Here is a 14484-nt window from a genome sequence, read left to right on the forward strand (position 1 = left end):
CTGTGCTTAAGTTCTCCATGTCAACTGTTCAACAATAGGGCACGAGCCGCTCTCCGGTCGTGGGCCCCAGTTTGGAGAAACCTCACATGGCAGACGGCCAGCTCATGTTCGTCGCAGGCGAGCATGTTTCCGCCGCCAGCGGCGCGACCGAAGCGGTGATCAATCCTGCCAACGGCGAACAGATCGCCACGGTCCCCGTCGGCGATTCGTCTGACGTGGATCGTGCAGTGGCCGCCGCAGAACAGGCCTTCGACGGCTGGGCAGCCACCACCCCGGGCCAGCGGGCTGAGCTGTTACTGAAGCTGGCCGACCGGCTGGATTCGCACGCTGAAGAATTCGCACAGCTGGAGTCCCAGAACGTCGGTAAACCCATTGCGGTAGCCCGTGATGAGATTCCATTCGGCGTCGACAACATGCGCTTTTTCGCGGGCGCAGCCCGCGTGCTGGAAGGCCGGGCCGCCGGTGAGTACTCCCCCACCCACACGAGCATCATCCGCCGCGATCCGCTGGGGGTTGTGGGCAGTGTCGCACCGTGGAACTTCCCTCTGGTCATGGCAATCTGGAAGATCTGCCCTGCCCTGATGACCGGAAATACGTTGGTACTCAAGCCCAGTGAGCAAACCCCGCTGAGCACGCTACGGCTGGCCGAACTCGCTGCCGACCTGTTCCCGCCCGGCGTCTTCAACGTCGTCACCGGCCACGGCGACACCGTGGGCGCGGCGCTGACCTCCCATCCTCGGGTGAGAATGAGCTCGCTGACCGGTGACACCGCCACCGGCAAGGTCGTCGCCCGCGCCGGCGCCGACAATCTCAAGCGTCTTCACCTCGAATTAGGCGGCAAAGCACCGGTTTTGGTGTTCGACGACTGCGATGCCGATCTGGCTATCACCAAGATCTGCGAGGGCGGCTACGGCAACTCGGGGCAGGACTGTATGGCGGCCTCAAGGGTATACATCGCCGACGGGATCTACGACGAATTCGTCGCCGAGCTCACCCGAGCGGTTTCCAAGGTGGCCATGGGTCAGCCCGAGCTCGAATCCACTGAGATGGGCCCCGTCATCTCCGAACGACAGCGCGACCGCATCGCGGGCTTCGTGGACCGGGCGATCAGCTCCGGGCCCGCGGCACTGGCCGTCGGCGGGCTGGGCAGCGGCCCTGGCTTCTGGTACAGGCCGACTCTGGTGATCGATGCCGTGCAGGACTCCGAGATCGTGCAGAAAGAAGTCTTCGGTCCGGTGGTCACGACCACTCGCTTCACCAGCGAGGAGCAGGCCTTCGCCTGGGCCAACGACGTCGAATACGGCCTGGCAGCCTCGGTGTTCACCAGGGACGTAGGTCGTGCGATGCGGGCGGCCCGCAAGCTCCAGTTCGGCACAGTGTGGATCAACGATCACCTGCCGATCGTGTCCGAAATGCCCCACGGCGGCTTCAAGCAGTCCGGTCATGGCAACGACATGTCGATCTATTCCGTCGAGGAATACACCGAGATCAAGCACATCATGATCAACCTCGCATCCTGATCAGAACCGCCTCTCAGCACAAAGATGGAGTCCCCGCGATGACTGTCCCCAGCCGTTCCGTAATAGCGGTCAATCTGTTCTCGATGCTGCCCGGGGTGGACCCGGCGGACTTCGAGCGGTTCTCCACCGAGGTGGACCGGCCTACATGCCTGGCCCACAGCGACATCGTGCTGCGGTTTGAAGCGTTCCGCGTCGACGAAGCGCCTGATGGGGCGCCAGCGGACATCCTGGAGGTCATGGAGGTCAGCGACTGGGCGGCGTGGGAGCAGCTGCGAGACACCCACCCCACGTTGAAACCGGTCATCGACGGCTTCGACAAACTCGTCGACCCGGCCACCGTACGCACCTACTTCACCCACGCCATCTCTGGAGAACTTCAATGAGCGACACCACCACCTACGATGCGATCATCATCGGCGCCGGACACAACGGGCTGATCACCGCCGGATACCTCGCCCGGGCAGGCAAGAAGGTTCTTGTCCTCGAGGCCCGCGACGTCGTTGGCGGCGCGTGTACCAGTGAGGAACTGATTTCCGGCGCCACCTGGTCCTCATGCGCGTTCATCGCAAGTCTGCTGCGGCCCGAGATCATTGCCGATCTCGAACTCGAGCGCTACGGCCTCGAGATGTACCAGACCGAGGCCAATGAGGTCAGCATCTTCCCCGATGGCAGCCACCTGTTCATGTGGAAAGACATGGACAAGACCCTTAAGGAGATCGAGAAGTTCTCCAAGCGCGATGCCGGCGCTTTCCTGGACTTCGGCCTGCGGGTCAAGAAGTTCGCGTCCATCCTGACGCCGTTCCTGATGTCGCCTGCCCCCAGTCGCTCCCAGGTGCTGGCCGCGTTCGAAGCTGCCGGCGCCGAAGATCTGTTCAATGAAATGGTTCTGCTTTCGACAAAGGACTTGTTGGACCGATACTTCGAAAACGAACACATCAAGGGGCTTTTCACCTTCTTCGGAATGATCTCAGTCTGGGGTGGACCGTCCACCCCGGGTACCGGCTACGTCTACGGACACCACTCTGTTGGCGAGTTCAAGGGCACGCTCGGCCAGTGGGGCTTCGTCAAGGGCGGCATGGGTGGCATCACCCAGGCGATGGCCCGCAGCGCCGAGGCGCACGGCGCCGAGATCCGGCTGAAGTCGCCGGTGAAGCAGGTCGTGGTCACCAAGGGTCAGGCCACCGGTGTCAAGCTCACCAACGGTGAAACCATCTCGGCACGCACAGTCGTCTCCAACGCCGATCCCCAGCGCTCCATGCTGCAACTGCTGCCGGCCGGCGCCATCGATGCCAAGCTCACCGCAAAACTCCAGGAATACGACACCCGCGGCTCGATGGCCCGTATCCACCTTCTGATCGACGAGTTGCCCGATTACATTGGTTTCCCTGCAGGCGAATTCGGTCCGCAGCACCAGGCCCAAGCGATCCTCGGCGCCTCCATCGAGAACTTCGAGCGGGCCTGGGAGGCCGAACGCCGCGGAGAGATACCCGACGATTTCGTGATCGAAGCCGTCATCCAATCCACCCACGACGATACGCTGGCGCCCAAGGGAAAACACACCATGACCCTTGGCGTGCAACAACTTCCGTTTGAATTGACCGGCACCGACTGGGACTCGTTCCGCGACGAATGGGTCGACCGCGTGCTCGAGGTGCTGTTCCGCTATGCCCCCAACCTACGCGGACACATCCTCGAGCGGGTCATCATCACGCCGAAGGACCTCGAACGTGACTATGGCCTGACCGGCGGCAACATCTTCCACGGCGCGATGTTCTTCGACCAGCTGTTCAACAACCGCCCCACGCCGGAGCTGGCCGACTACCGCACCACCGTCGGCAACTACTACCTGTGCGGCTCGGGAACCCACCCCGGCGGCGGGGTGATGGGCGCCAACGGCCACAACGCGGCCCAGGTCGTCATCGCCGATCTCAACGGCACCCCCGCCCCCAGCGCCCGACGCGTCGGCCCAGCCCCCAAGGCCGGCGTCATCGACCGGGCCATGGAGACCGTGATGGACACCAAAGCCGGCAAGAAGCTCGGCTACACCGTCGCGACCAGCCCAGCGCTGCGCAAGGTCGTCAAGTTTGCCGCTCGAAGCAAGACCACCCGCTAACCTCACCGCAAAGGACCTGCGATGCTGCATCAGGATGACCCTCAACCGCTGGCCACCGTGAAAGACGCGCCAGACGGCCCAGCAGGCTTGGCACGCAACCAGATCGGCGTGCTCGGCATCGTATTCTTCGTCGTCGCCGCCGCAGCGCCGTTGACCGTGGTGGTGGCGCTGTTCCCGGTCATCATCGGCGCCGGCAACGGTGTCGGCATCGCTGGCGCCTTCGTGCTGGTGGCCGTGGTGCTGACAATCTTCGCCGTCGGTTACGTCGCAATGAGCAAACACATCACCAACGCGGGCGCGTTCTACGCCTTTATCACCCGAGGCCTCGGCCGACCACTCGGACTCGGGTCAGCCTCGCTGGCGATCTTCGCTTACAACGCCATCCAGCTTGGCGTTATCGGCGGCTTCGGTTACTACGCAGCAGAATTCGTTTCGAAACACAGCGGCGTACCGGTTCCGTGGTGGGTGTTCTCGTTCATTGCCATGGGGGCGTCGCTGTTCCTGGGTGTCCGCCAGATCCACGCCGGTGCGCGCGTACTCGCCGTACTACTGACCTTGGAGACCGCGATCATCCTGATCCTCAACATCGGTATCCTCTTCAACTCACCGACACCGATCAGCGACTACTCGTTCGAACCATTTGCACCGTCGGCGGTGTTCGCCGGCGCCATAGGGGTCGCGCTGATGTTCGCCCACGCGTCCTTCATCGGGTTCGAAGGTACCGCGATCTACGGCGAGGAAGCCAAGGACCCCAAGCGCACCGTGCCCCGCGCCACCTATGCTTCCGTGATCTTCATGGGCGTGTTCTACGCGGTTACCGCGTTCCTGATCGTCAACGCCGTCGGGGTGAGCAACGTTGTCGACCTGGCCGGAACCGAGGGCGGCAACCTGGTTTTCGCAGTCAGCGACAGCGTGCTTGGGCGCGTCGGCACCGAAGCCTTCCAGCTGTTGGTCATCACCAGCTTGTTCGCTGCCATCCTCACCTTCCACAACAACGTGGCCCGGTACCTGTATTCGCTGGGCCGCCAAGGGGTCATCTGGTCCAAGCTCGGCACTACACATGCCACCCGGCAGTCTCCCGCGTTGGCGTGTTACGTCCAGATCGGCATGGTCGCGGTCGTAGTCGCGATCTTCGCAGTCCTCGGCTTGGATCCCTACACCACATTGTTCACCTGGTGGACAGGCGTCGGCGCAGCGGCGATCATCCTGTTACAGACCATCGCCAGCATCGCGATCTTCGTCTTCTTCCGCCGCTCCGATGTCGACAAGCGGCCCTGGAACACTTTCATTGCACCACTGCTCGGTATCGCCGGTCTGCTGCCGTTCCTCTGGTACGCGGTCACAGGGATGGACGTGCTGCTCGGCGGCGGCGGCTGGCTGCAGATCACCTTCACCGCAATGCTGTTCGCCTCATTGGCTATCGGCGTTGTCGGCGCATACATCATCAAAGCCCGGTCGCCACAACGCTACGCGCAGCTCAACTCCACACTCGGCGACCGCGTTTGATGCAGTTGTCAGTACTGGCCCGGAGGGTGTCATGACACCCTCCGGGCCCACCTGTGAGTCGTCAATTTCAGCCCACTAGGGGCAACAGCGGAGTCCCGCTCGGCGCGGCTTCCCGATCAACACCCGCCTCATCGTTAACATCGGCCCGTGCAGGACTCACCGGAGAATCGTGGCCTTCGTCCGCCACGCCCGGTATCGAGGCGCGACGCGCTGCGATACGCCGCCGCTGCGTCGACGCTGGCGGGGCTGAGCGCGGCGTCCGCTGGCCTCGGCAGTCCCACGGCGGCAGCCGCCGCTCCGATGCTGATCGATTACGCCGCGCACCAGATTCCGGCCGAACACATCAAAGCCGCCGGGTACGCCGGAGTGGTCAACTATGTTTCACTGTCGCGTCCCGGCACCAACTTCGGCGCCAAGCCGATCACCCGGCCCTACGCCGAATCACTGGCCAGAGCCGGGCTGGTGATCATCAGCAACTACCAGTACGGAAAGCCGGGCGGCAGCGCACCGTCGGACTTCACCCGCGGGTACGCCGGCGGTGTCGCCGACGCCCGGGCAGCCTGGCAGCTGCACACCGCGGCCGGTGGCGCCCGCAACGCCCCGATCTTCTTCTCCGTCGACGAGGACATCAGCCTCGATACATGGAACAGCGTTGCACTGCAATGGTTCTACGGGATCAACTCCGTGCTGGGCGTGCAGCGCACCGGAGTGTACGGGGGCATCGATGTGTGCCACTGGGCGGCAGTCTCCGGCGTCATCGGGAACTCCCGCACCCCCGGACGCGTGTGGGCTTGGCAGACCAAGGCCTGGTCGGGCAATCGGGTTCACCCCAACGCCGTTCTTTACCAACGCATCGTGGCCACCAAGTCGAATCCGGGCCCGCTGGTCGGGGGCTACGAAGTCGACGTCAACGACGTCCTGGCCCAGGATTGCGGCCAGTGGAATCTGCATACGTGAGGTGACCGCCGAGGCCGGTCAGAGCGCCACCTTTTTCGCGGACGTGGAAGAAATCGCGCACCGACCGCGTAGATACCTAACATGACGACCTTTCACATCGGCTCCTACACCGTCAAGCGCGTTGGCTTCGGTGCAATGCAGCTTCCCGGCCCCGGTGTGTTCGGGCCGCCGCGCGATCACGACCAGGCGATCGCGGTGCTCAAGCGGGCGGTGGAACTGGGCGTCGACCACATCGACACCGCGCAGTTCTACGGCCCCAACGTCTCCAACGAGCTGATCCGCGAGGCGCTGTACCCCTACCCCGAGGGCCTCGCGCTGGTGTCCAAAGTGGGCGCCCGGCGCGATGGCGACGGCAACTGGATCGCCGCGCAAGAACCCGATGAGCTGCGAGCCGATATCGAGGAGAACCTGCACACCCTGCAGACCGACCGCCTCGCCGCGGTCAACCTGCGCATCCATTCCGGGGATCCCAACGCGGTCGGACCCGTCGACCGCGAACTGTTCGACCGGCAGCTGACCGCCATGATCGCCGCCCGCGACGAAGGCCTCATCGGAGGCATCGGTCTGTCCGGCGTCTCCGTGGACCACCTGCGGATCGCACTCGACCGCACCGACATCGTCACTGTGCAGAACGCGTACAACCTTGTCGACAGGTCGTCGCAACCGGTGCTCGACCTCGCCGCCGAACACGACATCTCATTCGTCCCCTTCTTTCCACTGGGTTCGGGCTTCACCGCAGACAACCCGGTGCTGGGTAACCCCGCTGTGAAGCGAGCCGCAGCCGACGTCGGCCGCACTCCTGCACAGATCGCTCTGGCGTGGACGCTGTCGGTGGCTCCCAACGTGCTGCTGATCCCCGGCACGTCGTCGGTGGCACACCTCGAGGAGAACCTCGCCGTCGACGACATCGAACTACCGGAAGGGTTCGCTCCGTAGCCGCGAGGTGCCGACAAGCATCGGGTGTGTCGTCACACCGCCTGCCTCACAATGCAATTGGCTGTGCCAACCGTGCATCAGGAACAGCGCAAAGTCACGGGCCGAGCGCGTCTGCTGCGTCGTCGCGGCACAATAAGGTGATGCGAGTAACCGTTCTGGGTACGGGCGCCATGGGCGCGGGTATGGCGCGATCACTCCTGCGCGAGGGGATCGCGGTCACGGTGTGGAACCGTACGGCAGAGCGGTCGGCGCCGTTGTCAGACGATGGTGCCGTTGTCGCGCTCGATCCGGTTGAGGCCGTCACCGGCGCCGACGTCGTGGTGTCGATGCTCTTCGACACGACAGCGACGCTGGAGGTGATGGCGTCGGTGTTGCCGACAATGGAGGACAACGCGGTATTCGTCCAGTGCGCGACGGTCGGTGTCGAAGGTGCTTCACGGACTGCGTCGCTTGCTGCCGAGCAAGGCGTCGCCTTCCTGGACAGCCCGGTGCTCGGCACCAAGGCGCCCGCGGAGCAGGGCAAGCTCGTGATACTGGCCTCGGGCGACCCCGCCTTGCATGACCGGGTGATGCCGGCATTCGACGCGATTGGGGCCAAGACGATATGGGTGGGCGATCAGCCCGGTCTCGGGTCGAGGCTGAAGCTGGTCTGCAACGCGTGGATCAGCGCTCTGGCCGCGGCCGTCGGCCAGTCTTTTGCTCTCGCCGAGAGCCTTGGCGTGGACCAGCAGCTGATGCTCGACGCGTTGGACGGAGCTGCGGCGGACTCGCCGTTCCTGCAGGCGAAGGGCAAGGCCATCTTGGAGTCGTCCTACGCCCCGCAGTTCAGCGTCGACGGGGTCCGCAAGGACACGGGACTGATAATGGACGCACTTGCTGCATCCGGACTTTCGACAGTACTGGTCGACGGCGTCCGCGCAGCTTTCGACGCTGCCAGCGAGGCCGGCCACGGCGACGATGACATGGCCGCGGTCTATTTCGGATTCTGATGTGATGCTCTCGACAACCGATCATGGGTCGGTAAAGTCGAGAACAACCATGGTGAACAAGCACAGTGTTCAGCGATTCGCGCTGATGCTCGTTGTTTTGGTGACGAGCTCTGTCCTCGGATCAGCTACGGCCATGGCCTCCGAGCTCAGCGCCTACCGCTGGGAGCGTCGTCCATTAGTTCTGTTCGCGCCTTCGGACAGCGATCCGAGGCTCGGCGAAACGCTGAGCCGCATCGAGGCCACCCGGTGCGACTTCGATGGTCGTGACATGGTGCTCGGCTCGGTGGTGGCCGACGGCACCAGCACTCTCGATGGTCAGCTCATCGACGCCGATGAGTCCCGACGGCTGGTGAACCAATATGCGATTGATGGCAATGCGTTCACCGTGCTGCTGATCGGAAAAGACGGCGGCGAGAAACTGCGCATCAACGGGGTACCAGACCTGCGAACAATTTATGCCGTGATCGATGGCATGCCCATGCGAAGCCGTGAGATGGATGCCGACCCGAATCGCTGTTGATGTCGGCGACGGTACGGTGACGTGCCGAAGCCAATACCTTGACCTGATGGGCAGGTGCCGGCCCCACACGTTCAGAGGCCATCGGTTCCGGCGGGGCCTTGTCGGCATCTCACTCGCATGCTCGGCGCTTCTCGCGGCGTCATGCGGAAGCCCCGAGCCATCCCCCACCGCAGAGTCAGGCGCCGCCAGTTCAAACGTCGTTCTCGTCAACCTCGACGATGCCCAAGAGGTGACCACCTGGACCACGGTCAACGACCCCGTCATGGGCGGTATGTCCACCTCGAAGATCACGTTCGGCGATGGTGGCCTCGTGTTCTCCGGCACCATCTCGCTGGAGAACAAGGGCGGGTTCGCTTCGGCCCGCAGTCCGCAGAACCCCGGTATCGGGCGACGAGCAGCCGGCGCGAAATCGCTCCGCGTGCACGCCCTGGGCGACGGTAAGACCTACCTGTTGAAGGTGGGCGCAGCAGGACAGCCCTGGTCCTACATCCAGCGTTTCCCCACCGAGGCCGCCGTCCAGCGGACCTACGAACTGCCCATCGAGGGCTTCGAGCCGGTTGGTATGCGCCTCGATCCCGCGCCCGACGCGCCACAGACCCTGGACCCTTCGAGCATCAGCCAGGTGGCGATCTACATTCTCGACAAACAGCAGGGCCCCTTCGAAATCACTGTCAGCGCAATCGACGCCACAGCCTGAGGCCCAAGTGACGAAGAGCGCCGCTCCTGTGATGAAGTCCTGGCCTCCAAATCAAAGAGCTCAAACGTCGTCGACCTCGATCGGCATTCACGTCGCCTTGATCAAGGCTTTGGCGGCGAGGTCCGCGGTGCCCGGCCCGGGTATTTGCCACCCACTCTGTCCCACAACGATTTCAGGGAGAACAGAGCTGTATGAGCAAAGGCCGCACGATCATCTGGCGCTGCGCTCCATTTTCCCGTCGCGCGCTTCTCCAGGGTCAGTGGTCGATTCCGAGGGCCCGGTAGATGGCCGTCGTGTACGCCGCTGCCCGCGGTGAGCCGCGGATGTTGCGGCCAATGTTGTTCATGACGGAGCTGATGGTCAGGCGGCGGTCGAGGTCGATGATCGCCATGGAACCGCCCCAGCCTCCCTAGAATGCGATGCGGCCGTTGGGGATCCACGCAAGCGTGTGGGAGTCGGGCAGGGCGTACCCGATCCCCCAGCGAAGATGAAGCCCGTTGACCAGATCGGTGCCGCTGGATTGTTCGTCGAAGACGAGGTCAACCGTGCTGGACTTCAACAGACTTCTCCCGGACAGCGCCACACCTCCACGAGACAGGGGGCCAAGACCTCAGTCACCGAGCGCGCGTTGCCGTGTCCGTTGGCCGCCCCCAATTCGGCTGCGCGCCAACGCGGTGTGTTGGCGACATCTGCGACCAAGGCGGGCGTAGACAACGTCTTGTAGGCAACGCTGTCAGGATTCAGGGCAGTCAGATCGACGCGCCCAGGGGGTGCGATGACGTCAGCAACCCGGCCGAGGCCCTCCTCGCGCACACCCAACTGGAAGTCGGCGCCAACCGGACCGGTCAGGTTGTCGCGGACGAAGTCGCGCAGCGACGAACCGGTCACCCTGTAGACGAGTTCGCCGATCAGGTGACCATAGGTGAGCAGGTGATAGCCCGACACAGACCCGGGGTCCACCAGGGCGCTTGGTTGGCCAACCTGGCGGCAGCCTCGCGCACGTCGTAGAGATCCTCGAGTCGCACCGGCGGATTCCAGCCCGAGACTCCCGAGGTGTGGGACAACAGGTGTCGAACCTCGACGTGCTGTTTTCCCCGAGCGTCGAATTCAGGCCAGTACCGAGCCACCGGTGCCACCTAATTGTCAAGGATTCGGACGTGGGCGCGACCGAGTACACCGGGGATGGCGTCGTCTTCAATCTCGACGGACCCAACGGGCGGAACCGGTTGCAGCGCGGACACGAGTTCGCCATCCGGGCGCTATCCACCACCGCCGACGTCGCGTTGACCGATCACCCGAGTCACTTCTGACGACATTCGCTCCTGGTGATGCGGGCATCGTTTCGACATCGAAGTATGTTGTCGTCAAGCATATTGAAGGACTGACACACCTGCAGGCGGCGGCCCCTGCCATGTGCGAGTCGTCCGCCGGCTGGTCGTCGACATCCTCGATTCGATCGGCAACACGCGATGCGAGACGCTCTCGACGGCTAGTGCGATCCGGGGTCGGTCATGATCTCCACCATGGCCGGTCCGGGGTGACCGAGTGCCTCTGCGATGACGGACCCAAGGTCGACCGGATCGGTGACACGCTTGCCGTAGGCGCCGCAGTCACGGGCCAGCGCCGCAAAGTTGGGATTCAGCAGCGACGTCTGCCAGACCGCATACTCGGCGCTGCGCTGTTCTTCGCTGATCTTGGCGAGTTCGCCGTTGTTGAGCAAAATGTGGGTGATGTTCATGCCGTACTTGACAGCTGTGGTGAACTCGGCGAGGTACTGGCCAAACCCACCGTCGCCGGTGACGGCGACGACCGGACGGTCCGGGGCAGCCGCCCACGCTCCCAAGGCAGCCGGGAAGCCGAAGCCGATCGAACCGAGATAGCCCGACATGAGAACCGCCTGTGACGTAGGTTCGAAATACCGCCCGAAGGAGTAGGCGTGGTTGCCCACGTCGACTGTCATGACGGCGTTTTCGGGTGCCAGCCCATTCAGCTCGTGGAAGACCGTCGCGGCGGACACCCGCCCGCTGCCCGGTGCTACAGCCGCACGTCGGGCCTTCTCTGTGCGCCACACTGCCCAGCGTTCGGCGATCTCCGGGCGTTGGTCGACGATCGCCGGGTGAACGCGCAGATACTCCGCCAACGCGTGGGCGGTGACACCCACATCCCCGAGTACCGGCACTGTTACGGGCCGGAACCGGCCGAGCATCAGAGGATCGGTGTCGACCTGAACCGTCGGCTTGTAGGGGGAGATACCGCTGTGATTGGAGAACGATGCGCCGAACACCAGCAACAGGTCGGCCTTGTTCATCATCCAGGACGCCACCGGTGTTCCGGAACGGCCGAGGACACCGCAGGCCAGTGGATGCCGGTCCGAGATCTGCCCCTTGGCCTTGAAGGTGGTCAGAACCGGGGCGTTCAGCCGTTCGGCGAGTGAGATAACCTGTGCCATATCTTGTTTCGCACCCGCACCCACCACGATGACTGGCCGGGCGGCAGTCTCGATGACAGCGAGTGCCTCGGCGAGCGCCTGTGCGGGCGGGCCCACCCGCAGGTCGGGCATCCGCCCAGTGGGGCCGGAGGCGGGCTGTTGCGGTGCCGCGAGCACCTGCACCTCGTCGGGCAGCACGAGGTGTCCGACTCCGCGCCCGAGTACGGCGTGCTTGAGTGCCATCGTCATCAGTTCGGCGTGGTCGGATCCCGAACGGACCATGGCCGAATAGGTGGAAACGTCCCCTAACGCGGCGAGTAGGTCGATGTCCTGGAAGGCGCCTTTGCCGGCAACGGACGAGTCCACGTTGCCCGAGAGTGCCAGTACCGGTGCGCGGTCGGCCTTCGCGTCGTACAGACCGGTCAGCAGGTTCGTCGAACCGGGCCCCGCGATGCCGAAACAGGCGGCGGGTCTGCCGGTCAGCTTGCCGTAGGCCGATGCCGCGAAGGCGGCCGCCCCCTCGTGACGAATGCCGAAGTAGCGGAGCTTGCCCTCGGCCTCCGCGCGGTGCATCGCCTCCGCCATGCCCAGATTCGAGTGCCCGACCATCCCGAATACCGTGTCGACTCCCCAGTTGGTCATCGTCTCGACCAGCACGTCGCTGACCGTACGCACGTGTGCTGCAGGCGCGGGCGTGCCTATGTAGACCCCGTCCGTGCGAACCTCGACAGGGTAAGTCGGGACATCGAAATCGGGCCCTCCCGCAGCTTCACCGGTGAACGGGTCGAAATCGAAGCCGTGCCAGGGGCACCGGATCTTTCCGTTCTCCACGGTGCCCTGCCCCAGCGGCCCGCCTTGATGAGGGCACCGGTTGTCAATGGCGCCGAACTCGCCGCGCAGTTTGGTCAGCGCGACGGACTTCAGGCCAACGGTGCACACCGTCACCTCGCCCTCGTCGAGCGAGTCGGAATTGATCGCTCTGTGCCACTGGACGTTCGGGCTGTAGCCGTCGGAACTCACAGCGGCACCACTCCCGCGTAGGGGACTCCGCTGAGATAGGCGAAGTCGCGATCGAACGTGACGAGGTCGTCGAGTTCGAAGTCGGCGAGGCGTCGGTGACCACATGCCCTGGCGAGAATCACCATCAGCTCGACGGTGGATTGCAGAAAGCGATGCAGGCGCTGCGCGGCCAGTTGCACGGGCAACCGGTCGCGCAGATGAGGCTGCTGAGTGGCGATCCCCACCGGACAGGCGTTGCTATTGCACGCGCGCATGCCGACGCATCCGATGGCCTGAAGCGCCGAATTGGATAATCCGATGGCATCTGCGCCCAGTGCCAGTGCCTTGACCATATCCGCCGCAGTACGAATTCCGCCGGTGACGGCCAGCGTGATGTCGTGGGCTGCACACGCTGTCAGGTGCCGCCGCGCCCTGGCCAGTGCCGGAATCGTCGGCACGGAGATGTTGTCGCGGAACAGAGTTGGTGCCGCGCCTGTTCCACCGCCGCGCCCATCGAGGATGATGTAATCGACACCGATCGCCAGAGCCGCGTCGATATCACGTTCGATCTGCTGCGCACTCATCTTGTACCCGACGGGAATCCCCCCGGACACCTCTCGCACCTGCGCGGCGAAATCGCGGAGCTGATCGAGCGAGGTCCAATCGGGAAACCGGGCGGGAGAGATCGCAGCGGCGCCCTCCGGCAGGCCCCGCACCTCGGCGATCTTGCCGGTCACCTTGCTTCCGGGTAGATGGCCCCCGGTTCCGGTCTTGGCGCCCTGACCGCCCTTGAAGTGAAACGCCTGCACCTTCTGCAGATGCTCGACATCCCACCCGAAACGGGCGGAGGCGAGCTCATAGAAGTATCGCGAGTTGTGCTGTTGCTCTTCGGGTAGCATGCCGCCTTCACCGGAACAGATTCCGGTACCGGCCAGCTGCGCCCCCGCGGACAAGGCGACCTTGGCCTCCTCCGAGAGCGCTCCAAAGCTCATATCGCTGACGAAAAGCGGAATATCCAGCACCAGCGGACGTTTGGCTGCCGGCCCGATCACGGTCTCGGTAACGACCGGCTCGTCCTCCAGCAGCGGCAACCGCGCCAGTTGCCCGGTCACCAGCTGGATCGAGTCCCACTTCGGCAACTCATCCCTGGGCACGCCCATGGCCGCCATCGGTCCGTGGTGCCCAACCCTGTCCAGACCGTGCTCGGCCAGCTCGTGGATGTGTGTGACGAACGGCTCGTCGGCGGAGTCGGCCGGCTTGATCCAGCGGCCCTGGTAGCCGTCATCCTCGTATGCCACCGGATTGGCGCGCTTGAATTCCGCCACCGACGACTCGTCCAGGTACACGGCGCCGTCGGACACCCAGGCGGGAAACTTGGTGAGTGCCACCGCCGGGTTCACGGGCGACACGCCCGTCTCGGAGTCGTAACGCCAACCGTGCACCCCGCACACAATCAGGTCACCGTCGACACGCCCGTCACCCAGCAGTGCACCGCGATGTGGGCACCGTCCGGTGAGCGCAGACACGCTCTCGCCTCGGCGGATGAGGACGATGTCCACACCACCAACCGAGACGGGATGCGGTCGGTCGGGTGCCAGGTCGTCCAAGGACGCCACCCGTAGTGCATTCGCTGTACCGATCTTCACAACACTCCTCGCCGGGGCTGGGCAACGGGATTGGCAGCCGGTCCCGAAACCCCAGCGAGGCTGCTCGGGTGTCTGTGCTCGCGTCTGTGCATGGTCAGGTCGCCGCCCACGGTACCGAGCATCACTTGGACGTTCTTGTAGATGGTCACTCACCTTTCTCGGAACCGCTCTGC

Annotated in this window: 14 protein-coding genes and 1 pseudogene; 10 read left to right on the forward strand and 5 right to left on the reverse strand. The window is 64.3% G+C overall.

Features of this window, described 5'->3' with window-relative positions:
* Window positions 1–86: 86 nt before the first annotated feature.
* From NL241_RS33510 to NL241_RS33550, 9 genes are all read left to right on the forward strand, one after another.
* Window positions 87–1520, forward strand: coding sequence for a gamma-aminobutyraldehyde dehydrogenase (locus tag NL241_RS33510; RefSeq protein WP_487689831.1), 1434 nt, complete (start codon window positions 87–89; stop codon window positions 1518–1520).
* A 38-nt stretch (window positions 1521–1558) separates the two neighbouring features.
* Entirely contained in the window at window positions 1559–1903 is a 345-nt protein-coding gene (locus tag NL241_RS33515; RefSeq protein WP_487689829.1) for a RedY/HapK family protein, read from the forward strand.
* Window positions 1900–3633, forward strand: a complete 1734-nt coding sequence (locus NL241_RS33520; RefSeq protein ID WP_494396278.1) for a phytoene desaturase family protein — start codon at window positions 1900–1902, stop codon at window positions 3631–3633. Before NL241_RS33515 ends, NL241_RS33520 begins: the two co-directional genes overlap by 4 nt.
* A gap of 21 nt (window positions 3634–3654) precedes the next feature.
* On the forward strand, window positions 3655–5139 hold the full coding sequence (locus NL241_RS33525; RefSeq protein WP_494396279.1) for an APC family permease: 1485 nt from the start codon (window positions 3655–3657) through the stop codon (window positions 5137–5139).
* Window positions 5140–5286: 147 nt separating this feature from the next.
* A complete protein-coding gene (locus tag NL241_RS33530; RefSeq protein WP_487689795.1) occupies window positions 5287–6096 on the forward strand; it encodes a DUF1906 domain-containing protein in 810 nt (269 codons plus the stop codon).
* An 81-nt stretch (window positions 6097–6177) separates the two neighbouring features.
* Window positions 6178–7032, forward strand: a complete 855-nt coding sequence (locus NL241_RS33535) for an oxidoreductase (RefSeq protein ID WP_494396280.1) — start codon at window positions 6178–6180, stop codon at window positions 7030–7032.
* Window positions 7033–7058: 26 nt separating this feature from the next.
* On the forward strand, window positions 7059–8021 hold the full coding sequence (locus NL241_RS33540) for an NAD(P)-dependent oxidoreductase (protein WP_494396281.1): 963 nt from the start codon (window positions 7059–7061) through the stop codon (window positions 8019–8021).
* A gap of 133 nt (window positions 8022–8154) precedes the next feature.
* Window positions 8155–8541, forward strand: coding sequence for a DUF4174 domain-containing protein (locus NL241_RS33545; protein ID WP_494396282.1), 387 nt, complete (start codon window positions 8155–8157; stop codon window positions 8539–8541).
* 46 nt (window positions 8542–8587) lie between these two features.
* On the forward strand, window positions 8588–9238 hold the full coding sequence (locus NL241_RS33550; protein WP_494396283.1) for a CIA30 family protein: 651 nt from the start codon (window positions 8588–8590) through the stop codon (window positions 9236–9238).
* Between the two features lie 256 nt (window positions 9239–9494).
* Here NL241_RS33550 and NL241_RS33555 read toward each other — a convergent pair whose 3' ends face one another.
* The 3 genes and pseudogenes from NL241_RS33555 to NL241_RS33565 all read right to left on the reverse strand — a co-directional run bounded on the left by NL241_RS33555 (window position 9495) and on the right by NL241_RS33565 (window position 10374).
* A complete protein-coding gene (locus NL241_RS33555) occupies window positions 9495–9629 on the reverse strand; it encodes a hypothetical protein (RefSeq protein WP_487689782.1) in 135 nt (44 codons plus the stop codon).
* Window positions 9630–9647: 18 nt separating this feature from the next.
* Window positions 9648–9797, reverse strand: a complete 150-nt coding sequence (locus NL241_RS33560) for a hypothetical protein (protein WP_494396284.1) — start codon at window positions 9795–9797, stop codon at window positions 9648–9650.
* Window positions 9794–10374 (reverse strand): annotated as a pseudogene (locus NL241_RS33565) (serine hydrolase domain-containing protein). Before NL241_RS33565 ends, NL241_RS33560 begins: the two are co-directional and overlap by 4 nt.
* Window positions 10375–10395: 21 nt before the next feature.
* Here NL241_RS33565 and NL241_RS33570 point away from each other — a divergent pair.
* Complete coding sequence (locus tag NL241_RS33570) at window positions 10396–10548, forward strand: hypothetical protein (protein WP_487689775.1); 153 nt, start codon at window positions 10396–10398, stop codon at window positions 10546–10548.
* Between the two features lie 179 nt (window positions 10549–10727).
* Here NL241_RS33570 and NL241_RS33575 read toward each other — a convergent pair whose 3' ends face one another.
* Entirely contained in the window at window positions 10728–12686 is a 1959-nt protein-coding gene (locus NL241_RS33575; RefSeq protein WP_494396285.1) for a thiamine pyrophosphate-dependent enzyme, read from the reverse strand.
* On the reverse strand, window positions 12683–14311 hold the full coding sequence (locus NL241_RS33580) for a glutamate synthase-related protein (RefSeq protein WP_494396286.1): 1629 nt from the start codon (window positions 14309–14311) through the stop codon (window positions 12683–12685). Before NL241_RS33580 ends, NL241_RS33575 begins: the two co-directional genes overlap by 4 nt.
* Window positions 14312–14484: the final 173 nt, after the last annotated feature.

The sequence above is a fragment of the Mycolicibacterium sp. SMGY-1XX genome (assembly GCF_059132455.1).